19 protein-coding genes are annotated in these 24,548 nt (G+C 50.7%); 9 read left to right on the forward strand and 10 right to left on the reverse strand.

Annotation, left to right across the window (positions count from 1 at the left end; all coding sequences use genetic code 11):
* Window positions 1-6 precede the first annotated feature (6 nt).
* Complete coding sequence (locus tag Q8K39_RS00080; protein WP_305257790.1) at window positions 7-651, reverse strand: TetR/AcrR family transcriptional regulator; 645 nt, start codon at window positions 649-651, stop codon at window positions 7-9.
* A 92-nt stretch (window positions 652-743) separates the two neighbouring features.
* On the opposite strand from Q8K39_RS00080, the gene Q8K39_RS00085 reads away from it, so the two are divergent.
* From Q8K39_RS00085 to Q8K39_RS00100, 4 genes are all read left to right on the forward strand, one after another.
* Complete coding sequence (locus Q8K39_RS00085; protein ID WP_305257791.1) at window positions 744-1,520, forward strand: CPBP family intramembrane glutamic endopeptidase; 777 nt, start codon at window positions 744-746, stop codon at window positions 1,518-1,520.
* Between the two features lie 276 nt (window positions 1,521-1,796).
* Window positions 1,797-3,032: a DUF4297 family anti-phage-associated protein gene (locus Q8K39_RS00090; protein ID WP_305257792.1), complete on the forward strand. Its 1,236-nt coding sequence runs from the start codon at window positions 1,797-1,799 to the stop codon at window positions 3,030-3,032.
* Window positions 3,033-4,802 (forward strand): anti-phage-associated helicase HerA, encoded by a 1,770-nt coding sequence (gene herA / locus Q8K39_RS00095; RefSeq protein ID WP_305257793.1) that lies wholly within the window; start codon window positions 3,033-3,035, stop codon window positions 4,800-4,802.
* A gap of 516 nt (window positions 4,803-5,318) precedes the next feature.
* Window positions 5,319-6,008, forward strand: coding sequence for a DUF3334 family protein (locus Q8K39_RS00100; RefSeq protein WP_186956734.1), 690 nt, complete (start codon window positions 5,319-5,321; stop codon window positions 6,006-6,008).
* 88 nt (window positions 6,009-6,096) lie between these two features.
* Here Q8K39_RS00100 and Q8K39_RS00105 read toward each other — a convergent pair whose 3' ends face one another.
* The 3 genes from Q8K39_RS00105 to Q8K39_RS00115 form a co-directional block, all read right to left on the reverse strand.
* Entirely contained in the window at window positions 6,097-7,221 is a 1,125-nt protein-coding gene (locus tag Q8K39_RS00105; RefSeq protein ID WP_305257794.1) for a beta-ketoacyl-ACP synthase III, read from the reverse strand.
* Between the two features lie 169 nt (window positions 7,222-7,390).
* Window positions 7,391-8,287, reverse strand: a complete 897-nt coding sequence (gene fghA / locus Q8K39_RS00110) for an S-formylglutathione hydrolase (RefSeq protein ID WP_305257795.1) — start codon at window positions 8,285-8,287, stop codon at window positions 7,391-7,393.
* The gene (locus Q8K39_RS00115; protein ID WP_305257796.1) at window positions 8,287-9,393 is read right to left on the reverse strand and encodes an S-(hydroxymethyl)glutathione dehydrogenase/class III alcohol dehydrogenase; all 1,107 of its coding nucleotides are present in this window, start codon (window positions 9,391-9,393) and stop codon (window positions 8,287-8,289) included. The genes fghA and Q8K39_RS00115 overlap by 1 nt, the downstream gene beginning before the upstream one ends.
* Before the next feature lie 191 nt (window positions 9,394-9,584).
* On the opposite strand from Q8K39_RS00115, the gene Q8K39_RS00120 reads away from it, so the two are divergent.
* Complete coding sequence (locus Q8K39_RS00120; protein ID WP_186956729.1) at window positions 9,585-10,607, forward strand: GlxA family transcriptional regulator; 1,023 nt, start codon at window positions 9,585-9,587, stop codon at window positions 10,605-10,607.
* Window positions 10,608-10,632: 25 nt separating this feature from the next.
* Here the strand turns inward: Q8K39_RS00120 and Q8K39_RS00125 are convergent, their stop codons facing one another.
* From Q8K39_RS00125 to Q8K39_RS00135, 3 genes are all read right to left on the reverse strand, one after another.
* Entirely contained in the window at window positions 10,633-11,262 is a 630-nt protein-coding gene (locus tag Q8K39_RS00125) for a YitT family protein (RefSeq protein ID WP_305257797.1), read from the reverse strand.
* 137 nt (window positions 11,263-11,399) lie between these two features.
* On the reverse strand, window positions 11,400-12,380 hold the full coding sequence (locus Q8K39_RS00130) for a lipopolysaccharide assembly protein LapB (protein WP_305257798.1): 981 nt from the start codon (window positions 12,378-12,380) through the stop codon (window positions 11,400-11,402).
* A 95-nt stretch (window positions 12,381-12,475) separates the two neighbouring features.
* Window positions 12,476-14,488 carry a site-specific recombinase gene (locus Q8K39_RS00135; protein ID WP_305257799.1) on the reverse strand — a complete coding sequence of 671 codons (2,013 nt, stop codon included), beginning with the start codon at window positions 14,486-14,488 and terminating at the stop codon, window positions 12,476-12,478.
* A gap of 203 nt (window positions 14,489-14,691) precedes the next feature.
* Here Q8K39_RS00135 and Q8K39_RS00140 point away from each other — a divergent pair, with 203 nt between their 5' ends.
* Both Q8K39_RS00140 and Q8K39_RS00145 read left to right on the forward strand, forming a co-directional pair.
* Complete coding sequence (locus Q8K39_RS00140; RefSeq protein ID WP_186956722.1) at window positions 14,692-15,990, forward strand: hemolysin family protein; 1,299 nt, start codon at window positions 14,692-14,694, stop codon at window positions 15,988-15,990.
* A 119-nt stretch (window positions 15,991-16,109) separates the two neighbouring features.
* Complete coding sequence (locus Q8K39_RS00145; protein ID WP_305257800.1) at window positions 16,110-19,739, forward strand: EAL domain-containing protein; 3,630 nt, start codon at window positions 16,110-16,112, stop codon at window positions 19,737-19,739.
* Between the two features lie 16 nt (window positions 19,740-19,755).
* Here Q8K39_RS00145 and Q8K39_RS00150 read toward each other — a convergent pair whose 3' ends face one another.
* Together Q8K39_RS00150 and Q8K39_RS00155 are read right to left on the reverse strand one after the other, a co-directional pair.
* Complete coding sequence (locus tag Q8K39_RS00150) at window positions 19,756-20,865, reverse strand: 6-phosphofructokinase (RefSeq protein WP_305257801.1); 1,110 nt, start codon at window positions 20,863-20,865, stop codon at window positions 19,756-19,758.
* Window positions 20,866-20,884: 19 nt separating this feature from the next.
* Window positions 20,885-21,745: an MBL fold metallo-hydrolase gene (locus tag Q8K39_RS00155; protein WP_305257802.1), complete on the reverse strand. Its 861-nt coding sequence runs from the start codon at window positions 21,743-21,745 to the stop codon at window positions 20,885-20,887.
* 152 nt (window positions 21,746-21,897) lie between these two features.
* Between Q8K39_RS00155 and Q8K39_RS00160 the strand changes: the two genes are divergently transcribed.
* Entirely contained in the window at window positions 21,898-22,710 is an 813-nt protein-coding gene (locus Q8K39_RS00160; RefSeq protein WP_305257803.1) for a sulfite exporter TauE/SafE family protein, read from the forward strand.
* Between the two features lie 262 nt (window positions 22,711-22,972).
* Here the strand turns inward: Q8K39_RS00160 and Q8K39_RS00165 are convergent, their stop codons facing one another.
* On the reverse strand, window positions 22,973-23,308 hold the full coding sequence (locus Q8K39_RS00165; protein ID WP_186956712.1) for a helix-turn-helix transcriptional regulator: 336 nt from the start codon (window positions 23,306-23,308) through the stop codon (window positions 22,973-22,975).
* 214 nt (window positions 23,309-23,522) lie between these two features.
* Here Q8K39_RS00165 and Q8K39_RS00170 point away from each other — a divergent pair, with 214 nt between their 5' ends.
* Window positions 23,523-24,539 (forward strand): efflux RND transporter periplasmic adaptor subunit, encoded by a 1,017-nt coding sequence (locus Q8K39_RS00170; RefSeq protein WP_305257804.1) that lies wholly within the window; start codon window positions 23,523-23,525, stop codon window positions 24,537-24,539.
* Window positions 24,540-24,548: the final 9 nt, after the last annotated feature.

Raw genomic sequence — 24,548 nt, forward strand, 5'->3', positions numbered from 1 at the left:
TTAGCGTCAGGCCAGATGGCTCACAAATCCATGCACCAATTGCTCCGTCATGTCAGCCCTGCTCAGGCAGGGTTCCACATGCCACATGGAGTTGGGGTCCAGCGAATAAGCTTCTATCGAACAGGTCGCATTCAGCACCAGAAAGCGCAAGGCCAGCTCTGGTGCCGCATGCCTGATTTCACTTCTATGCTGCAGCAATAAATCCACAATCAAATCGATATTCGCCCGGATGATGGCGCGCGCCTCGCCGACAAATGCCCTGTCAGTATCCGCATCAATGAACTGCGACAGCGCCCGCAAAAAATGTGGATGTTGCCGGTACTGATCAAACAGCATGTCCATCAATTTTCTTACGCTCACGGCCAGCGTATCACCCAGCAGCGCGTCACTCAATGATACGCGGCTGGACGCATTGCTCTCCTTCAAGGCATGCAAAAAAGCCGCACGCAACAAGGCATTCTTGTCTGCAAAGCGGCGGTACACGCTGGCAGGTGACACCCCGGCCTGCTCAGCTATGCGCGGTATCAGCGCCCCCTCCAGGCCAGACTCATCCAGCAAGGCGATAGTGGCATTCAACAGCCGCAAAGCAGTAGAACGGCTTCTTTCCTGTACAGGGGCATGAGGGGCATGAGATAAATTTTCTGGGTTCATATGCATAGTATAGACAAAAATCAAAATTTATGTAAAAGTGAATTCACATTTACATACTTGGTTTCAACAATGCCTTTGATAAGGAATATGCCATGCCCGCTTTAATGGATTTACTGCCGGTCACGCTTCAAGCCATCTTCATCGCCATCGTCATTTGCCTGACCCTGACGGAAGACCAGCGCAAGACAGCCCGCTTGCAAGCCCATACCAGCAGCGCTGCCCGCCTGTCCACTTACAAGCGCGGCATCGCGACCTGGTGGGCATATGCCTTCATAGCAGGCCTGCTCATCCATCCACCGCAGTTATTCATTGCCGCAGGCACAAAGAATGACATGGCATGGTTGAACAATAGCCAGCTGGCCACGGGCGTGGCAATCACCATCCTGGTCATCTATTTCTTCCTGGCCTTCATGCCCGCAGCACATTGCATCATCAAACCCCAGGCCCGCCTGAGCTATTGGAAAGAGCTACGCAACTACTATTTCCTGTTCCCCGTTTCAAAACAGGAACGCCGCTGGTGGATACTACTGAGCCTCACCGCAGGCATCTGTGAAGAAATTTTCTTTCGCGGTTTCCTGCTGCAATTCATCCACGGCCAGTCACACGCCAACTGGCACATAGACCTGAGCCTTGCCCTGGTAGCCAGCGCCCTGGTGTTCGGCATATGCCACTACTACCAGGGCATCAGCGGCATCATCCGCACCGCCATAGGCGGCCTGCTATTTGGCCTGCTGACCATACTCACAAACAGCCTCTGGCTACCCATACTGCTGCATGCGCTGGTGGATCTGGCGGTGCTGGTTATTTACAAGCCTGAAGAAGATTTTCCTGAGATGGCTGCACGGCTGGTGGTGGGGTATGAGCCGTGAGCAAAAACATAGATAATATGTCATGCTTTTTAATAATTAAATGTAATAAATTGATAATTTTTGATGGTGTGCATGTTTTGCCACATTTTTACGCAGTAATGATGCTACTTTCTATACTGTAGTTGTAGCTTCTCTTACAAAGGATAAGAATTTAAATTTATCCCAAATAGGTGAAATTCTCTCGCATGAGCAACTTTGATCCGTGCGTTGATTGCGCTTTCGCTGCTTATCAATAGAAAGCAAGATTACCTCAGACAGGGATTGATAATTCTACTTATGAGCAATCGAGCCGCCAACGCAACGATCAAAGGTTACTTCTACCAATTTGACCACACCATCGTTCAGATACTAAAGTCGACCGCTCCCAATGCAGTTGTAACTGTGGAGGGAATTGAAGACGTAGATTTTGTCACTGAAGATGAAAGCGTCCTGATTCAGTGTAAGTATTATGAAGGCACCGAGTACAACCATTCTGTCATCAAAGAGGCAGTAATTCATATGGTGCGGCATTTCAAAGAAAACGACTGCTTCAAAGATCAGCGTTTCCGATACTGCATATATGGACATTTCAACGGCGGGCAAGAAAAACTTCCTAGCGATTTCAATATTGAATTTTTGAAAAAGCACTTCCTTACCTACGCTTCAAAAAACGTTACGCATGAGATACATATTGAACTCTCAATCGGTGATGCCGAATTGGAAGATTTTCGCAAACGTCTAGAAATTGATGTCAGCGCGAAGTCTTACGATGAACAGCAGAATGAAGTTAAGTCGCTCCTCGCATTACAGATTCCAGGTTGCCTGAGAGAGGATGCAGAAGCCTTCTACTATCCAAATGCCATAACTGTTATCCAGTCTCTGGCGATCCAGCAAAATGTTAGTGATCGAAAAATTACCAAGGAAGTATTTGTTTCCAAGGTCAACTGTAAGGAGATCGTTTTCAATGTTTGGTTGCGTAAGAAGTTTGGCGACGAATACTATGCCCGTACTGTAAAACGGAAGTACTTCTATTTTCCTTCTTCCACGAAAATTCCTAAATCCATGCGCATTTTTGTACTCGATGCTGCATTGGAATTTGATTTGTCTAACTTGACCCAACTCCTAATTAAGATTGGAAATCGCTTCTCTCACGTCGAAAACATGCGAACCCCTCAGACTGACAGGTTCTGCCCATACGTTCTACTATTGGGAATTTCGTCCGCTGAAATAATTTTGTTGAAAGGAAACTTACTTGCACGTGGAGTGGAACTGTCAGACGGTCACGCATTCCACGGCGCGCCGTTTTCAGTAGATAGGCTCATGCGGCCACCTACAAAAGACAATTTGACGAAACTGAAATTCATCGGCAATTGTACCCAGCTTAATCAGATAGCAACTTCTACAATAGGATCAACCGTAGAAATATTCGATTTCTACAAGGTATCGGCTTTACCCGAAGCCTTTATTCCAATTGGCATCTCCCACAATAAGATTAAAACTGAATCGGTGTATTTCGTGAATGGAGTTATCTAAATGACGTCCCCAAATCAAATGCATGCAGAAGTGATTGCTGTCTTCCCTGACAAAGTGAAGATATCAGTTGATGATATAGCTGCCTTCTCGCGCGGTGAGCCGATAAAGGTAGGTTCCTATCTCAAGATTACCGACAACGAGGATTGCGCGCTCATCGGGATCATTGAGAATTACTGCATTGAAGTAACGAGCCAAGACAAACGACGCCACGTTATTGAGGCGCTTCCGCTGGGAATTATCCGTGAAGGAAAATTTATCCGTGGTGGTGACACGCTCACCATCCCACCGACGGGAGTTGCACCTGCATCGGAAGATGATATTAAGAAAATTTTTGATGAATCGGTTGACCCGAATAAGAAATTTACGTTTTGCACGCTGGCGGCTAATGCTAGTATCCGCATTCCAGTGGAAGGCAACAGATTCTTTAACAAGCACATTGCCATTGTAGGTTCAACAGGTGCTGGCAAGTCACACACGATTTCAAGCATTATTCAAAAAGCAGTCTCTGCTAAAAATGGAGAATATTCTCTGAATAACTCCCATGTCGTCATTTTCGATATCCATTCGGAATATAAGACGGCATTCCCAGACGCCAACTTCTTGGATATCGGCAATCTCAATCTTCCATATTGGTTGCTTAACAGCGAAGAACTAGAAGAAATTCTGTTGGACACTGGCGAACGTGACAACTACAACCAATCATCCGTGTTTCGAAATCTCGTTACGGAAAACAAGCGGAAACACAACCCGAACGCACCATCAGTTTTTTACGACAGTCCTTTGCAGTTCAAGATTCAAGAGGTTCTTAATGCGCTTCATAATATGAAGAGTGAAACTATAAATGCGAAAAATGAATCACGATATATGATCAAAGACAGTTCATATAAACTTCTTGATGAAGGTAAAACTGATGCAAATCTTGGGCTGCAGCTATCTGCCAAAGAACGGCTCCACAAATATTTTGAGAGCAAACTTAATTTTCATCAATCGAAAGCTCAAAGCATAACGAAAGGTGATTATGCCGATGGCACATTAGACAAGTTCTATGCAAGGTTTGAATCGAAAGTGACTCAAGATAGATTGAATTTTCTGTTTGGTTCCGCAGCCGATTCGGCAACTCTTGAAGGTACCCTACAAGCCCTTTTGGGTTATGGCGAAACGAAATCGAATGTTACTGTTATTGACTTGAGCGGTGTGCCATTTGAAGTGCTTAGCATTACAGTTTCACTCATATCACGCATTCTTTTCGAATACGGCTATTATTACAAAGTACTGCGAAGTGGTGCGGGTGAGAAAATCAACAATGATGCACCGATCCTACTCGTATACGAAGAGGCTCATAAGTACGTTCCAAACAGTGAGCTAGCGAAATACAGGGCATCCAAGATGTCTATTGAGCGTATCGCAAAGGAAGGTCGAAAATACGGAGTAACATTACTCCTTTCTAGTCAACGACCATCGGAGATTTCCGAAACAATTTTCTCTCAATGCAGTAATTTTCTAGCTATGCGCCTGACGAATCCGAACGATCAGAGCTATGTCGCTCGCCTATTACCGGATACGCTTGGCAATCTGGTCGATAAGTTACCAACACTTGGAGCGGGGGAAGCACTTTTGATTGGCGAGGCTGTTGTAATGCCCTCTCTTGTGAAAATCAACCAATGTGCACCTGAACCGTCATCAAGCGATATTCCATATTTTGAATTATGGAAGAAAGAATGGATGAATCCTGATTTCGCGACGATCAAGAAAACGTGGTTGAAGGAGTAAAAATGGCAGGTTCATTCGTTACAACTCTCCTTCAAACGGTTGCGATGATATCCGTCGTCATCAAGGCGTATTTTTGGATTGAATTAAAAATAATTGCTATACATTCATATACCAATACGCATGTGTAGGATTTTTGCAAACTTATTGCCACTTGGTAACTAATCAAAATTTTCATAAGGCGCTCAGCTTATGATCTTCAATCACAACTGATGCTTGCAAATTAGCAACGCCTCTTCAAATCCTTTTCCGCCCGAACACCCTCAAATTAGCCTCATCGCATGAAACATGTAGACGGGGGGCTAGGGGTTCAGTATTCTTTCAATATTAGAGTAGACTTCATTTGTTGCCCGTGCGCGGGTGTGCGGTCTTTAGTGTTGTTTCGTATTGTCGCTGCTGCTGTAGATGGGTGCGGTGATGCGGTGTCTCCATCTGGCCGGGGTGTTGGGTAAGCGGCGGTGTTGCTGCTTTCAGCGGGCGGGTGGATTGATTTTCATGCAATAAGTTCAGGAGTTGGTCATGGCCTCGGAAGAAAACGGTGTAGTGTACGGTACAGAAGATTTGTTGACGAGTTTGTGTAACTCGGTAATACGGGTGTTGAATGTCGCCACAAATAGCAAGGTGCATTATTCTGCCATGGTGCAGCGCATCACGAAGATAGGTTTGAAACCGGATATCGGTTGTTTTGTCTTGTTTGATGGTGGTTTTTCTGGCCTGGTCGTGCTGAATTTTGATGGTGATACGGCGCTGGAAATCTACGAGAAATACATGCTCAACATGGGTATGCCCAAGTCTGAGCTGGCGTCTTCTTTTACTTCGGATGAGGTGGCGAATATCCTGGGTGAGTTGATGAACCAGATCGTGGGTGACTTTACAGGCAAGGTGCGTCGCGAACTGCAGACCAATATCACGCAGAACCAGCCGAAGATGTTGGTGCTGACCAAGCAGGTCATGTTGAGTGTGGATACGCCGCTGGACAGGCCGGAACTGCGCAGGGTTTCATTCTTCACTGAGAAAAACAATATTTTCTATCTGGAACTGGCGATAGACAGGACAGAGTTCATCAAACTGCATGACTTTGATACGCATGAAGTGGCTGATCCTGATGCTTTGCTGGACTTTGAGCAGGCTTCGGAACAAAAGTCCTCTGCTCCCGCCGCGCCTGATGATGACGAAAACTCCGAATTGCTGAAGTCTCTGGGTATGTAATACCTCAGAGTTCAGTTTTGCCTGTCTGGAGCAGGCCAGCAAACGAAAGGCCGCACTTGCGGCCTTTTTGCTATTCAAGCGGAGGGTATCAGGCCAGCTTTTTAACTACCACGCAGCCTATCGAATAACCAGCGCCAAAGGAACAGATCACACCTATATTGCCAGCTTCCAGGTCATCCTGGTATTTGTGGAAGGCGATGATGGAGCCCGCTGATGAGGTGTTAGCATAGGTGTCCAGAATGGTCGGTGATTCTTCTGGCGATGCATCACGGCCCAATATCATGCGGGCGATCAGTAAATTCATGTTCAGGTTGGCCTGGTGCAGCCAGTAGCGTTTGACATCAGGGATGGCGATGTCGGCAGCCTGCACCGTGGAGGTAATGACGGCAGCTGCCATGGGGCAGACGTCCTTGAACACTTTGCGGCCTTGCTGGCGGAACAGTTTGTCTGGCTTGCCTATGCCACTTTCATCAGCGCGGTTCAGGAAACCAAAGTTATTGCGGATGTTGTTGGAGAATTGGGTCTTGAGTTTCAGGCCGACGATTTCAAACTGGTGTTTGGATGTCGCCAGGTCAGCGCGTTCTATGATGATGGCGGTGCAGGCATCACCAAAAATAAAGTGGCTGTCACGGTCGCGCCAGTTAAGGTGGCCGCTGGTGATCTCTGGATTGACGACCAGTACCGCACGTGCCTGGCCGCTTTGGATGGCAGTGACGGCTGCCTGTATGCCAAAGGTGGCAGAAGAGCAGGCGACGTTGATGTCGTAGCCATAGCCATCTATGCCCAGGGCATTCTGGATTTCTACTGCCATGGCAGGGTAGCCACGCTGCATATTGCTGGCGGCGCAAATGACGGCATCAATATCGGCTGAAGTGCGGCCTGCGCGTTCCAGTGCCTGGTTGGCGGCAGCGACTGCCATTTCACACATGATGGATGGTTCTTCATCGCTGCGCTCTGGCAGGTTTGGCACCATGCGGTTGATGTCGAGCACGCCTTCCTTGTTCATGACAAAGCGGGATTTGATGCCGGATGCTTTTTCTATAAAGGCGACGCTGGATTCTTCCAGCGCGACTACGTCACCACTGGCGATGGCGGCCTCATTTTGTGCATTGTGTTGCTGGACATAAGCATTGAAACTGGCGATCAGTTCCTCATTGGAAATGGACTGGGAAGGCGTGTACAGGCCGGTGCCGCTGATGACTACTTTACTCATCTCTTGCTTTCTGGTTATGTCGTTCTGAAGTAGGCGCAAAAATGCGCGACGAAGTCGCTCGATTTTACACAATAAAGATGACGGTTAAACTAGAAGCGCACAGAAATAGAGTGCTTGTTCCAGTTTGGTGCGTCTGGAACAAGCAGTATGTACTACAGGGATGCAAGGATCAGGAGCTTAATTGCTGTTTGTGGTGCAGCAAGTGATCTTCAATGAAGGTGTTGATGAAGTAATAACCATGGTCATAACCCTCATGGTAGCGCAGGGTCAGCGGCTGTTGTATGCTGGCGCAGGCAGTCTTGAAAGCCTCAGGGTGTAGTTGTTCTACTAAAAATTTGTCTGCAAATCCCTGGTCTATCAAAATGCCTTTGGGAAAGGGCGGCTGGCTCTGCTTTTGCATCAGTGCTGTGGCGTCATAATCTGCCCAGGCACTTTCATCAGTACCCAGATAGCCTGTGAAGGCTTTTTGTCCCCAGGGGCACTGGCTGGGTGCGGCTATCGGTGCGAAGGCTGATACGCTGCTGAACAGCTCTGGATGGCGCAAGGCCAGTACCAAGGCACCATGGCCCCCCATGGAATGCCCCATGATGCCGACGCGCGACTTGTCCATGGGCAGGCTGGCCAGCAACATGGGTAGCAGTTCAGCGACGATGTAGCTGTGCATGCGGTAGTGCTTGTTCCAGGGCGCTTGCGTGGCATCCAGGTAAAAACCGGCAGCCACACCAAAATCCCAGTTGTCACTGTCACCAGGGATGTTGCCATTGCGTGGGCTGGTGTCTGGTGTGATGAGGATAATGCCTTCGCGTGCGGCAATGGCTTGCGCGCCCGCCTTGATCATGAAGGTTTCTTCAGTGCAGGTCAGGCCAGCCAGGTAAATAATGGCTGGACAAGTCTCACCTGCCATGGCCTGCGGTGGCAGGTAGACTGAAAACCGCATGGGCAAGCCTATCTCGGCAGATTCATGCTGATAAAAGCGTTGCACGCCGCCATGGCAGGCGTGCTGGCTTAGCAATGTGATTTCTTCTGTGTCGTCTGCGGCAGTATTGCTGGAATTATGCTGCGTCATCAGAACAACACCACTGAACGTATTGATTCACCACTCTTCATGAGATCAAAGCCTTCATTGATGCGTTCCAGCGGTAAGCGATGCGTGATCAGGTCATCGATATTGAGTTTGCCTTCCATATACCAGTCGACAATCTTTGGCACGTCAGTGCGGCCACGTGCGCCGCCAAAGGCAGAGCCTTTCCATTCGCGCCCAGTGACCAGCTGGAAGGGGCGGGTAGAGATTTCTGCACCTGCCTCAGCCACGCCGATGATGATGGATTTGCCCCATCCCTTGTGGCAGCATTCCAGCGCCTGACGCATGACTTTGGTATTACCTATGCATTCAAAGGAGTAATCAGCGCCACCATCGGTCAACTGGATGATGTGGTCGACCACGTTTTCTACTTCGTTCGGGTTGATGAAGTGGGTCATGCCAAACTGGCGTGCCATGCTTTCACGGGCTGGGTTCAGGTCTACACCGATGATCTTGTCTGCACCGACCATCTTGGCCGCCTGTATGACATTGAGGCCGATACCGCCCAGGCCAAACACCACGACGTTGGCACCAGCTTCAACCTTGGCCGTGAAAACCACGGCACCAACGCCAGTAGTAACACCGCAACCTATGTAACAAATCTTGTCGAAGGGCGCATCTTCACGCACCTTGGCGACGGCGATTTCTGGCACCACGATGTAGTTGGAAAAAGTCGATGTACCCATGTAATGGAATAGCGGTTTGCCATCCAGCGAGAAACGCGAGGTCGCATCCGGCATCAGGCCACGGCCCTGGGTAGAGCGTATAGCCTGGCAGAGATTGGTCTTGCGTGACAGGCAGAATTTGCACTGGCGGCATTCTGGTGTGTACAACGGGATCACATGATCACCCTTGCGCACGCTGGTCACGCCCGGGCCGGTATCGACGATGACGCCTGCGCCTTCATGACCAAGGATAGCCGGGAATAGACCTTCAGGGTCAGCGCCAGAGAGAGTGTAATAATCGGTGTGGCAAATGCCGGTAGCCTTGACTTCAATCAGCACTTCGCCAGCTTGCGGGCCTTGCAGGTCCACTTCTTCTATCGTCAGTGGCGCTCCGGCTTTCCAGGCGATGGCGGCTTTGGTTTTCATGGCTGTCCTTTAAATGATGGGTCTTGGTCTGACACTAAAATGAGTTTGCTGATTGTGCTTTAAAGCGCAATGGCTCTGTAATCTTTTTGCATGTATGGCCTATATTGCGTTAAGAATGGCTTAAAAAGACGGGTGGTGCTGTTTCGATTATGATGAAGGCTGCATAGATATTTATTGAGCGAGGGCCGAGAATGAAGTCGAACAAAGCAGCGAAGTCGGACATAGTCAAACGACCAATATTGGCGCGCACTGTAGATATCGTGGTTTACCCCGGCTTCAAGGCGCTGGAAGCGATAGGTCCGATGTCGGTATTTGAATATGCCAATATCCATTTACAGCGCCAGGGCAAACCTGCCGCCTATGATGTAAAGATTGCAGCGGCGCATCTGGGCCCGGTACGTTCAGATACCCTGATGTGCCTGGAAGCCAGCAAGGTCATCAATACCCTGGCTTTGCCAGACGATGCCATCATTGTTGGTTCGCGGCATATACAACAGGCGCTGGAAGACAATCAGGCCATTATCGATTGGGTTGCTCATGTGGCACCCAGAATCAAGCGTCTGGCGGCGCTATGTTCTGGGGCCTTTTTCCTGGCCCGCACTGGTTTGCTGGATGGTAAACATGCGACTACGCACTGGAGTGTCGCCCAGCAATTGCAAGATGACTTTGCTGCCGTGCAGGTAGATGCTGATGCGATTTTTATCCGCAGCGGCAACCTGTGGACATCTGCTGGAGTGACAGCAGGCATTGATCTGGCGCTCGCCTTTGTGGAAGATGACTGTGGTCATGAACTGGCGCTCGAAGTCGCCAGTGACATGGTGGTTTACCTGAAACGCCCAGGAGGGCAATCACAATTCAGCACGCATCTGATGAGTCAGAAAACGGCACAAACCAATATCCGTGAATTGCAGCAGTGGATATTATCCAATCTGCATCAACGCCTGCCAGTATCGCAACTGGCCAAGATGGCAGGCATGAGCTTGCGCAATTTTACCCGTTTGTTCCAGCATGAAGTAGGCGTCAGTACGACCGAATTTATTGAGAGCGCTCGCCTCGAGTTTGCCCGGCAATTGCTGGCAGATATGTCTGAGCAAACACTACCAGTGAAAACAATTGCAGCGCGCTGTGGCTTTGGCAGTGATGACCAGTTGCGCAGGGTATTTCAAAAACGTTTGCAGATGTCGCCAACACAGTACCGTGCTGCGCTGGGCTGATTAAAAAACTCTATATTATCAAACTTTACATTGCCATATAGCGCCCTGGCCTGTGGTTCAGACTGATCGCCAGGTTCAGGGCGAAAGCACCTAGTACCGATGCCAGCAAGGCCATCGGTGTGACAACGGCCAGCGAAGCCAGCACGATGATGAAATCGACACCCATTTGTAATTTTCCCGCCCGTATGCCGCGTTTTTCTTGCATGTACAGGGCCAGGATATTGATACCACCCAGGCTGGCCTGATGGCGGAATAAAACGATGAAGCCTACGCCCATCATCAGGCCACCGGTCAGTGCGACATAGAAAGGGGTGATGGCTGTCATGCTGGTTAAATGCAGTAGCTTGGGGTGCAGGCTGGAGAAAAGTGAAACCAGCGCTACGGCGCAAAACGTTTTGAGGGTGAAGCGCCAGCCCATGCGTTTCCAGGCCAGCCAGTAAAATGGCAGATTGATCAAAAAGAACACCATGCCAAATGACCAACCAGTCGAGTAATGCAGCAAGAATGCCAGACCGGCGGTGCCGCCTGTCAGCAAGCCAGCCTGGTTAAACAGGGCGACCCCGAGTGAAACCAGCAAAGTGCCAGTGATGATCGCCAGCACGTCTTCCAGCAGGCTATGCGGGATAAAGCGTTTTGAGACAGTGGCGGTTTTCATGACGGGCAGGGGAGAGGCAAATGATAGAGAATTGTACGCCGCTCTAGCCACTAGCAAGCCAGTGCAGTACTGGCTTTACTGCTTTCATTGACTTGCGTCAAATACCTTCATTCAATTTGCAACATGGCCCGTCTAGCTCAGGCTTTCAATGCTTTTAACTGATCTTCAGCATCTGCACGCATTTTTTTATTCAGGGATGGCTTGTAGGAAAGTGCCTTCTCAAAATAGGAAATCGCCTTGGGTTTGTCGTTCATGGCTTGCAGGCATTGCGCCAGCCGGTAATAGATGGCGGCATTGGATTCCAGCGTCTGGGCTTTTTCAAACCAGCTGTATGCTTCCTTGTGCTTTCCCTGTTCCTGTAAAGAGCGGCCCATGCCAAACGCACCCTGGTATTTATCAGGATAACGTTGTTGCAATTCACCAAACATGCGCTCGGCATCGGCAAATTTCTTTTGCTGAACATACGAGGCGCCGATGTTAAATAAGACACCACGCTGCAACCTGCTCAGGCTTTCAATATCGCCAGGAATGGCAGACAGGGCCGAGGTTTCTGCATTGGCAAATTTTTCATCTTTCAAATCTATATTCGCCTGCAATAAATTGCCAGCCGCACTATTTATCTTGGCGGTTTCTATGACCAGGTTTTGCGCCTTGCTTTTGCCGCCACCAGCAATGGCAGGTGCCAGCAAATAGAATTGCAGCAAAGAGCTGCGTGCACTGAAATTCTTGGGGTCCAGCTCCACTGCCTTGAGATAGGCATCGCGGATTTTCCCAGCATACGACATTGCTGCAAACATGCTGCCGGCAGTGGCCTTGGTACCCAGGACATTGCCCAGCGTCTCATGGCATTCAGATAGTTGCGGATGGGCGCTAATGCATTGCTCGGCATACTTTGCGGCATCATCGAGCTTGTCGGTCTTGCCTTCCACCAGTATCAATTCGGCTTTTACCTGCAAAGCGCCTGCATTATTGGCATCGGTGCTCAATTTGGCATTCGCTGCTTTTTCTGCTTCCGCATATTTCTTGGCCTTCATCAGGGCCTCATACTCATGTGCGCTGACGGCGGGCGTCATGAGCATGGCTATCATACTGGCAAGCAGGGCTGGCAAAAGCTTCATGGAATACCTCAGGCAAATGGAGAATCTGGTAAGTTCATCTGGCAATAACGTTGCGCCAGCCTTTCGGTTGACTGGCGCATGGTAATGACAAAAAATCAGTTCGCGTCTTTTTTTTCCTCTATTTTCTCTTCATTTCCGGGCAGAAAATAGTCGCGTGGATTTTCCTTGAAACGTGTCCACAACAGGACAGTCAGTAATCCACCCTGGCCAAAGCTGATGCGGCGTGAACGCAAGGCCACCAGCATGGCCAGACTGAAACTGACACCCAGGTTCACCATGCCTATGGCCATGATGCCAAACAGGGAATACGCAGCCAGTTGCCAGCTCATATTGTGATCAAGGCCAACCAGGGCAAAGGCAAAGTTTGCGCTGGAAAAAGTGATGTGGCGTATATCAATGGGCAAGCCAAAGAAACTGCCCAACTGGCCTATGCTGCCCAGCATGATGCCAAAGAAGAAATTACCTGCCAGTGCACCCAGGTTGTCGCCTATGTAAGTAGTGACGCGCAAGAGACGCGGCTCTCCCAGCAGGCTTTTCAACCAGCCTAGCTGGCGCAGGCGCTCAGGGATATTGGAATAACTGGCCTTGTTATCGTAGTAGCCAGAAATCAGGCCCGACAAGAACAGGCAGACACCGGCAATGGCTGCATGCGGCAAGGCCAGACTGCCAAAGGGATCTATGTCGTGCAGCAAGTGCTGGGCTTTTTCTGGCGAGACCAGATGCTTGCCTGTGACAGAAACCCAGGCCCAGGCAATGGCATAAGCCGTAGGGATGGCTAGCCCTATATTGCCGACGATGGCGATGAATTGTGAGCGCAGCACCCGTACGATGAGCTCTGCCAGTTCATCGAGTTTTTGTTTACCACCGTCAATCGCACGCGCCAGCAAGGCTGCAGTCATGGCAGGTTGTTTGGTGGCAATGGTGAAGTGCAGTACATGCACCAGCATGAAGCCGCCTGAATAGTTCAGGCTGTATAGCAACGCATAACCAAACGGTGCCAGCGCCAGAGTGCCAAACAAGATTTTGATGAGCGCCATGAAGCCGACGATGAAGCCAGCCCCCAGGGCTGAGCGCAACATATCCAGCCATTCTGCACGGTTATTGGTCACATAGTGCTCGCCACTTTTTCCGGCTCTTTCTGTCACTTGCAGGGACAAAAGTTCAGTATTGCTTTGCATCAGATTGCGCAGGCTATGGCGCTGGTTTTCTGCAATAGACAATTCCTTGAATAGCGTGGTGCCGATGGCAGCGGCATGTTCAGTGCTGCGACTGTCGAGCATGTCGAGCAACTGGCGCAGCCGCGCTATGCTTTGTATCAGTTGCAACAGCAAACGGGTCAGGCTGATGGACACACCCTGCAGGGCTGCGGTCTTGCGTATGCGGTTGGTAATGTCTTCGCACTGGGTCAGCAGGACTTCGATATGTTTGCTATCTTCACGTTCCTGGTGTTTGTCTGCCAGCCATTTGCTATAGCAAATGACATAGTCATTGATAGCATCATTCTGGCGCAAGAAGGGCGACTCGAATTTTTCTATATCAGGATAATTGCGCACCAGTTCAGCTTCCAGGCCGATATTGGTGATCCGGTAAGACAGCACCTGTACCGCACTCAGGATTTCACAGGTCAGCGCTGCATAGGTGGTGCGTGGGGCCGGTGAACGAAAGCCTATGGCCTTGAGCAAATCCATCCAGGTCAGGTCTGTCACGCCATTTATCCAGATATGGTCAGTTTTTTTATCAAACAGCTGGCCAAACACATCCTTGATGTAGTCATCATTCATCAGAGGCGGCAAAAATTTATTCAAAAATCTCTGTCTCGCCGCCGACCAGAAACCAATATTCTGGGTGATACCCACATCGGTAAATAAATGCACCAGTTTGCGCGTGGTCAAAACCTGTACCAGATAACAGCGTAGCGACTTGCGCCATACCGGATTACTTTGCAGTACGAAGCACAGGGCGCGTAAATTGTCGGTGGCCCTGGTGATGTCGTGCGGGCGGTGTGGGCGTATTTCTGCAATCAGGTCTCGCAGGTGCTGGATATCATTGAGTGCAGGATATTCGCCAAGGCGGATCTCAATTTCCGCTAAAACACTGTCTAAGCTCAAGCCTTCCTCCTCAAAATGCGATGAACATAAGCTTTTAACGCAATTCACGGGTTTTGTCATGCGGCTTACACACATATATCTGGATGTAAATGTTGCAGGCGAGCGTTTTTTCAAGGGGAACACTGGCCTAAGCCATTGCATTTGCATGCAAAAAGAGGCAATTTAGTCTAAAGTGTCGGGGCGTTCATAAAAAAGGTTAAGCGTTGGATAATTTATTGTTGGTGCTGGCTGCCCTGTTACTGGTCTTGTTGAATGGCTTTTTCGTGGCGGCAGAATTCGGTCTGGTGAAGTTGCGACAGACCAGGGTGCGCAGTATGGCGAAGACCTCAGGTTTGCGAGGCCGCCTCTTATTCACGGTGCATCAACACCTGGATACCTATTTATCCGCCTGCCAGCTAGGTATCACCCTGGCATCGCTGGGCCTGGGCTGGATAGGTGAGCCTGCCTTTGCCCGTTTGCTGCATCCGCTATTTTCTCTGGTTGGTATCGACTCTGAAGAGTTGATACACGGCATTTCTTTCTTTTTTGCTTTCTTTGTTATTTCCTTCCTGCATATCGTGGTGGGTGAACTGGCCCCCAAATCGATGGCGATACGCATGCCCGAGCGCGTCTCGTTATGGACGGCACCCGCCCTGTATGCGTTTTACTGGGCCATGTATCCTGCCATCTGGTCGTTGAACTGGAGTTCCAACAAGCTCTTGAAATGGATAGGCCTGAGTGCTGGCCATGGTGGCGATGCCCATTATTCTCCAGAAGAACTCAAGCTTATCTTGCGCGGCAGCCATACTGGTGAAAAAGAGACCCGCGATGAATGGAGCATCATGGCCCAGGTGCTGGACTTTGGTGGTCTGGAGATTTCTGACCTGATGCGTCCCATCAACGAAGTTGTAGCCATGTACAAGGGTTCCAGTATTGAAGAAAACATGCAAACCGCAGCGCGCAACCGTTTCAGCCGTTATCCCTATTTTGATGAGGATGAAGAAACCGTGCTCGGCATGTTGCATCTGAAAGACTTGTTCCTGGCAAATCAGGCAGGCAAGCCGCTGGATGACTTGAGCAAGCATTTGCGCCAGGTTGAGTTTGTGCCACCGACCATGCCCGCATTGGAATTATTCCGTCGCTTCCGTAAAGGTGCACCGCATTTCGCCATTGTCGGTAACCGTGGCAGCAAACCTGTTGGCTTTCTGACGCTGGATAATCTGCTAAGCGCCCTGGTTGGCCAGATACGCGATGAATTCCGTCAAAATGAAAATGACTGGACTCTGCTCGATGATGGCACCTTGATAGGTAAGGGTAGCCTGCCCTTGTTCACCCTTGGCAGCGCGCTGGGTTTTGATGTCGATAGCGATGAGGTAGAGTCGATAGGCGGCCTGATCATGCATAAATTGGGCGATTTGCCGGTAGAGGGGCAAAAGGTTGAATTTGACCGCTTTGATGCTGTCGTCAAGAAAATGAATGGCCCACGTATCATTCTGGTCAGGATACATCCCAAATCCGAGTAGTAAGCAACAAACCATGACAAGTAATCGCTTGTATCAGGGGAAACTTGTTTTAGAATAGTTCTCAAGTCAGCACGCCGTGTGCTGACTGTAGTTGCCCGGTTCTTGAAAGCACGGATGCAATGACTTCGCAGAACAGCTTATCCATCTATGCACGTAGCTTCTGGCTGACGCTAGTGGTGTTTGCTGTGTTTACGCTGGTTTTTGGCTGGTATGTGTATTCAGAAAAACAAGTGGACCGCCGCAATGAGTTGCGCTTTGAATCCCATGCCCTCTCCATGGAGTTACAAGAAAGCTCAGATGACCTGACGCGTATGGTACGCGCTTATGTGGTCACCGCAGATCCAGTCTATAAATCCTATTACCAGCAAATTCTTGATGTACGTAATGGCAAGGCGGCACGAGCTGCCTTGGGCAAAAATTTGTTCTGGGACCTGGTGCCAGCCAGTCTGCCCAGATCTTCAGAAACGGTTGTGCATGCCGGATTGCATATCCCACTGATGGACCTCATTCGTAAAACCGGCATTAGCCAGGAGGAATTAGACCTCCTGGAGCGGGCAAAGAAGAATTCAGACGCGCTTACTGCGATAGAGTACCAGGCCATTGCCCTGATAGAAAAGCCTGGCCTGGACGTGAAGGCTGCCAGGGAGCAGGCAAGTCACTTGCTGTATGACGAGCAATATCGCACAGCCAAACTGGCGATCTTACGCCCCATTGCGGAAGCGCGTGACTTGATGGAAAAACGCGGAATCGCGCTGGTAGAACAGGCTGCCCAGTTTGCCATGCGGGTACGAGTACTCTTTATTTTGCTTGGCATCTTGCTGGTGGGCTTGCTGTGGCGCGCTTACCGCTCCCTGAATATGAGCCTGGGGGGCAGCATACGGGAAGTATCCTCTACCCTGATCAATCTCGGCAAGGGCAACTTCGCTAGCCCTGTCAGGGTCAAACCTGGCATGGACGAAAGCATCATGGGCTGGCTGGCCGTCACTCAGGCCAAGCTGGCCGATATCGAAGATCAGCGTCATCAGGCCGCCAAAAAAAGCGAACGTCTAAGCAAGCTTTACAATGCCCTGAGTCAGTGCAATCAATCGATATTACGATTGGAAAACAAGGACGATTTGCTGCCACGAATCTGTGAAGATGCAGTCACCATAGGTGGTTTGAAAATGGCCTGGATAGGCCTGGTAGCGGAGGGAACACAAGTGCTTCAGCCTGTCGCTTCATTTGGAGCTGGTTCCAGTTACCTCGATGGCTTGTATATCTCGGTGAATCCGGCTGATGTCACCGCACGTGGTCCTAGTGCTCATGCATATTTGAATAATCAGCCTTACTGGTGTCAGGATTTTTTACATGATGCGCGTACTGCGCCCTGGCATGAGCGCGGTGCAGCGCAAGGCTGGCGCGCTTCTGCCGCCTTGCCCTTGCTGAAGAATGGCAAGGTGGTTGGAACCTTCAATTTATATGCCGGGCATGAAAACGCATTTGACGAAGCAGCGCAGGATTTGTTGACGGAATTTTCCATTGATGTCAGCCATGTCCTGAATCGTTTCGAACTTGAAGATGCGCGCCTGCACGCCTTGCAAATGGAGGAATTGCGCAGCTTTATGCTGGAGCGGATTACCGCCAGCATCACTCAAAAAGAATTGTTCCTTGATGTCGTTCTCAAGGTCGAGTCGCTATTGCCGGACTGCCTGTGCTCCATCATGATGCTCGACAGGGATGGCAGGCATTTGCGCACTGGCGCTGCCCCCAGTTTGCCTGAAGCTTTTTCCATGGCGATAGAAGGTGTGGTGATCGGTGAGGGCGTAGGATCTTGTGGTAATACCTTGTTTACCGGCGAGCGGACCATTGCCACTGATCTGTCCACCCATGCTTACTGGCATGATTACTGGCGGCTGGCAGAGCAGGCAGGTTTGCGTTCATGCTGGTCCGAACCTATCCGTTCTGCTGAGCGAAAAGTCATCGGTGCATTTGCCATTTACCACCACCAGCCCTCAGTGCCAGACCTGTTTTCTCTGAACTTGCTGGAAATGGCCGCTAACCTGATCGCCATAGGCATGGAGCGCAAACAATCTGAAGAGAATCTGCACAAGCTTTCGCAAGCGGTAGAGCAAAGCTCAAATGCCATCGTCATCACAGATACGGAGATAAAGATAGAATACGCGAACGAAGCTTACCTGAAAAATGCAGGCAAACAACTGGCCGAAGTGCTGGGCCATCGGCCTAGCATTATGCGAACCGGTAAAACTTCCCCACAGGTGTATGCGGATATGTGGGCGCAACTGGGCCGGGGTGAAAGCTGGAAAGGCGAATTGATCAATCGCTATGCTGACGGCCTGGAGCATACTGACCTGGCGCATATCTCACCTATCAGGAATGCGCAGGGCGTGGTGACACATTTTCTGTCGATACAGGAAGATATCAGCGATAAAAAACGCACCGAAGAACGCATCAAGTATCTGGCACATTATGATGCATTGACAGGTTTGCCCAACCGTACTTTGCTTGATGAACTGGCCCGCTATGCACTGAGCCTGGCAGAACGCAATCAGGATGCGCTGGCTGTGATTTTTTTTGATCTTGACCACTTCAAGGACATCAATGACACCCTGGGCCATAGCCTGGGAGATGTCTTGCTGGTGGAATTGTCAAGGCGCATGGTTGCCGCCATACGCGAGAACGATACGATTTCGCGCCTGGGTGGTGACGAATTCATTTTGCTTTTGACAGGGGTGGATCAACACACAGTTGAACAAGTCGTGCAAAAACTCATGCAAGTGGTGAATGCCCCTTTTCATCTGGGTGAATATGATTTGAATGTCACTGCATCCATGGGTATTGCGATTTATCCGAATGATGGCAAAGATCTGGAAACCTTGTCGCGCAATGCCGATGCAGCCATGTACCGGGCCAAGCGAGAGGGCAGAAATTCTTATCGCTTCTTCACCCAGGAAATGCAGGAGCGTTCAACCCGTCATCTGGAGTTGGTGAATGCCTTGCGCCAGGCTTTGGAGAAGCAGCAATTTCAGCTGCATTTCCAGCCACAGATTGCCATGCAGACCGGGGCCGTGCTCGGCGCAGAAGCGCTGTTGCGCTGGCAGCATCCGGTGCTTGGGAATGTATCGCCCGCCGAGTTTATTCCGGTGGCAGAAGACAGTGGTTTGATCTTGCCCATAGGTGAATGGGTCTTGCGCACCGCAGTGGCGCAATGGAAGCAGTGGCAGAAAGATGGCTTGCAGAATTTGCTGATTGCAGTGAACCTGTCGGCGGTGCAATTCCGCCACTATGATTTGCCTGCGCTGGTGACCCGCATACTGCAGGAAGCTGATATGCCGCCCGCCTGCCTGGAACTGGAATTGACTGAGGGTGTGGCCATGCATGATCCGCAAGGCGCGATTGCCGTCATGAATAACCTGCACGAACGTGGCATACGCATGTCCATCGATGATTTTGGTACAGGTTATTCTTCACTCAGTTATCTCAAGCAATTCAAGGTCTACAAGCTGAAGATAGACCAGAGTTTTGTGCGAGATATTAACAGTGACCCTGAAGACCGCGCGATAGTCAGTGCCGTCATCAGCATGGCCAAGAGTCTGGGCCTGATGACCATCGCCGAAGGCGTGGAAACGGCTGAGCAACTAGAATTTTTGCGGGAACATCATTGTGATGAAGTGCAGGGGTATTACTACTCACGTCCTTTGCCAGCCGGCCAGTTCGCAGATTTTGTCAGGAATAGCCTGTACGTCAACTGACTTGTTTCTCGCAACATCAGTCTCCAAAGCAAATGCCTATATCCCTGCCAGTTTGTAGCGTATCGCTATCCATAGGCACGGCTTTCATGCGGCCTGCCACTTCTTCCAGGGCTACATAATTCACATTCGGAAAAGCCAGCGCTACCATGATGCCGGAATGCCCTTCATCCAGCGCACGCACGGCAGCCGCGCCAAAGCGCATGGCAGATAAACGGTCAAATGCAGTTGGACTGCCGCCACGCAATAAATGGCCCAGCACGACAGCACGTGCCTCCTTGCCAGTCAGTAGTTGCAGGTCATGGGCCAATTGCTCTCCCACGCCGCCCAGCCTTTCTACATAGCCACTGCCAGCCGTTGCCTGTACCAGATGCTGGCCACCAACAGGCAGAGCCCCCTCGGCTGCTAGCACGATGGAATAATGACGGCCATTGGCATCACGATTGCGTATCATCGACGCAATTTTCTCCAGCTCATACGGTATCTCAGGTATGACTATCGCATGCGCATTTGCCGCTATGCCAGAGTGCAGGGCGATCCAGCCAGCATAACGTCCCATGACCTCCACCACCATGATGCGCTGGTGGCTTTCAGCCGTGCTGTGCAGGCGATCCACACATTCGGTAGCGAAAGAGACCGCAGTATCAAAACCAAAGGTGGTAAAGGTTTTGTCCAGATCATTGTCTATCGTCTTGGGCACACCCACCACACGCAAGCCTTGCAGATGCAGTGCATTGGCGATGGTCAGCGTGCCGTCGCCACCTATGCAGACCAGGGCGTCAATATCCATTTGCTTCAGGTGTCGGTGGATGTCAGCACTGCGGTCTGTTTCCTGCATGCTGCCATCCGGCATGGTGGTGGCAAAGCGCAGCGGATTACCATGATTGGTGGTACCCAGTATGGTGCCGCCCAGATGCCCTATGCCGCGTACCTGGTCTACCGTCAGGCGCACCACGCCATTGTGAGGATAACGTTCAGGCAGCAAGATACCATTGAAACCTTCGCGTATGCCATAGCATTCCCAGCCACGTAATTCGGCTGCCAATACTACTGAACGTATAACAGCATTCAAACCCGGCGCATCGCCGCCGCCGGTGCTGATGGCTATACGCTTGATTTTATTGCTCATGATCGTGGCCTGCTCAGGGTTAAAGTGCGTTCAATGGTATCTTCAGATAGCGTATGCCATTGTCCTCTTGTTCGGGTAAGGCTCCTGCACGGATATTGACTTGTATGGCGGGTATCAGCAGATAGGGCATTTCCAGCCCGCTGTCGCGCTTCTGGCGCAATGCAACAAAGTCGGCTTCGCTGACACCATCGCGCACATGGATGTTCTCTGCTTTTTGCCTGGCGACCGTGGTGTGTGTGCAAGCCTCACGCCCGGCAGGTGGGTAGTCGTGGCAAAGAAATAGCCTGGTCTCAGGCGGAAAGGACAAGAGCTTTTGTATCGAGCCATATAACTGGCTGGCATCACCACCTGGAAAGTCGCAGCGTGCCGAGCCTACATCAGGCATGAACAGGGTATCACCGACAAAGATGCAGTCCCCGATCACATATGCCATATCAGCCGGGGTATGGCCAGGCACATACAAGGCCAGAGCTGGCAACTCACCGATGAAAAATGTTGCATCTGCAACAAACAAGACATCAAACTGCCTGCCATCGACTGGGAACTCTGCGTCCAGGTTGAACAGGCTTTTGAACACCTTTTGTACTTCAGTGATTTTTTCACCGATGGCGATTTGGCCGCCAGCTTTTTCTTGCAGATACCTGGCAGCGGAGAGATGATCAGCATGCGCATGGGTTTCCAGTAGCCATTGCAATGTCAAGCTATTGGCAGCAAGAAATTCCAGCACCTGATCGGCAGACCTGGTCGTTGTTCGCCCTGACTTTGGCTCATAATTCAGTACGGGATCGATCACGGCCGCATGCCCTCCAGGTGCATCAAACACGATATGGGTAGCCGTGCAGGTTTGCGTATCGAAGTAACTTTGTACTGTAGGTTTCATGATGGACTCGAGTAGGCGCTCTACAGAATAATAGCAAAATTGTTGCACATTTTGACATTTGTCATGCTTGAGTGGTATTAACTTGCCTAATCTGTCTCGACGCGTATGCTATCAAGGAATACACTAGCGCATCTTTCTTTATCCATACTGACATGTTCATATCAGCGGCAGAATTCCTGGTGGCGCTCATTGGTGCCATGGTTGGTCTGGTGATGGGCCTGACTGGGGCTGGTGGCGGCATACTGGCTGTACCTGCTCTGCTGTATACGCAAGGCATCAGCATGCAACAAGCCATGCCCATCGCTTTGCTGGCCGTCAGCAGTGCCGCCATGATAGGCGCGATTGAAGGCCTGGTACGCAAGCTGGTACGTTACCGCGCTGCCATCCTGATGGCGGTGGCGGGTAGCCTGCCGACCCTGCTGGGCGTGCAAGTTGCCCAGCGCATGTCGCAGCAATGGCTGATGCTGGTGTTTGCGGCCATCCTGGCTGTGGTGGCGGTGCGCCTGATCATGCAACTGCGCTCACCTGACTGTGATGATGACAAGCGTGCTGCCATGGCACGTATCAATAGCAGCACAGGCCGTTTTGACTGGACTTTTAAAACCGGGGCAGTCATCGCCGGTATAGGTGCGATGTCTGGCTTCATGACGGGCTTGCTGGGTGTGGGCGGCGGTTTTGTCATCGTCCCCATGCTCAGGCATTACACCAATGCCAGTATGCATGTAGCGGTCGCTACTTCGCTGCTGGTTGTTAGCATCGTTGGTTCCATGGGAGTTGGATCAGCATTGCTGAGTGGCGTGCATTTGCCAGTGATGCTGTCAGCCATGTTTGTGGCCACCACGATAGCAGGCATGTTGCTGGCCAGGCGCATCGCCTTGCGCCTGCCACCTCAAAAAGTACAGATGATCTTTATTGTTTTGCTGGCGTGTGTTGCAGCCAGCCTGGTATACCGTTCTTTTAATTAGAACTCATTTCATAAGTAGGGTGAGATGCGTTTGCCTCGTAACGTGGGCTGGCAAGGCGGACGAGGCAGTCAATAGCGGTGCTATTGATAACGAGTCCAACGCAGTCCAGCGCACGTTACGAGGCAAACCCTTCGGGAACTGGCGATTTGGGCGCATTGCAGCGTTGTGCCCCTCGCTAAGGCAACAGCCTTAGCAGCGGGGCGCGCCTTGCACTGCATCCCAAATCGCCTTGTTCGCACTCATCCTATTTATGAAATGAGTTCTAAGCGCTGTGCTTGCCATTCAATAAGGCCGCTTGTGATTCAAACTGGCGTGCCACGTTGCCACATACCAGGTCGCACAGGGCGTAAATCGACTCATCAGCGATATGGTAATAAACCGAAGTGCCTCGCCCTTCGCGTGCCACAAGGCCGTGTTTGGCCAGGGTAGACAGATGGCGCGAGACATTGGCTTGCGAGCAGGCGCAACGTTCAGCCAGTTCACCGACATTATGTTCTTTTTCGCGCAGGCAGTTCAGGATACGCAAGCGGGTAGGTTCAGCCAGTGCTGAAAAATAATGGGCGACCTGTATCAGCGCCTGATCAGACAATCCATCCATAGGAATGCAAGTGAGTATTGGGAATATTTCTATCATACCCTGAGTAGAGAATATTTCGCACGCTTAATTTACTATTTGCGTAATTGCGCAAATAAGAATATTATATGTTCGTGGCTCATGCAAACGATTTTCTCTGAAGTGCCATTTCTTAATCGAGGCTAAGTACATGACTTCCAGACCCTGCGCACCATCAATTAAATTGATAATGAGGCAAATGTTTGCTTTGTTTGCTGTGTTGTTCGCATCGCAAGTTGCGGCTGCCGGTCTTGAGGTAGCTGAGGTCAGGTCCAGTCTTGCTTCCAGCAGTATTACAACTGATGGTGTAGTTGAAGCAGTCCGGCAAACAGTGATCGCGGCTCAGGTCTCGGGTGCCATTACCGATTTGCCAGCCAAAGCTGGGGATAACATACAGGCTGGACAAGTACTGACGCGCCTGGATGGCCGCGCCGCCAACCAGCAGGCTCGCGCAAGCCAGGCACAGGTTGAGGCAGCACGCGCCAGCCTGCAAGTGGCAAGCAAGGATTATGAAAGGCAGAAGCAACTGTTTTCTCGCCAGTACATCAGCCAGGCGCAACTTGATCGGGCAGAAGCACAGTTCAAATCTGCAACAGCAGATGCCAATTCTCTCATTGCCCAGGCTGGCGCCGTGCAAACACAATCAGGTTTTTATAACCTCACTGCACCTTACTCAGGCCGTATCGCGGACGTTTATGTCAGTCAGGGGGATATGGTGACGCCAGGAAAAGCATTGATGGTAGTGTTCGACCCCAGTGCCTTGCGTGTGACGACAACGTTGCCAGAAGCCCAGCTTGCCAGACTTGCGCATGATCAGGCAATTACCGTAGAGATACCAGCTTTGCCAACGGCGCAGCGCCTCATCAAGGTAGATAAATTCATCGTCCTGCCAGTGACGGATGCCAGTACGCATACTGTGCAATTACGCCTGGCTTTGCCGTCAGTTAGCGGACTGGCACCTGGTATGTTCGCACGTTTGCAATTCCCGGCGAAAGCTTTGGGTAAAGATGACAATGTGCGCTTGTATGTACCTGCCAAAGCAGTGATCCGCCGAGCGGAATTGTACGCCGTGTATGTCGTCAACCCTCAGGGCAAGCCCATGCTCAGACAGATCAAGCCAGGTCCTGTCTCTGGCAGTGAGCAGGAAGTGCTGGCTGGAGTCTCGGCAGGTGAAAAAGTGCTTGTCAATCCGCTCTCCGCTGCGCAATCGCGCTAAGGATATCTT

Source organism: Undibacterium sp. (assembly GCF_030683615.1).
Taxonomy (GTDB): domain Bacteria; phylum Pseudomonadota; class Gammaproteobacteria; order Burkholderiales; family Burkholderiaceae_D; genus Undibacterium; species Undibacterium umbellatum.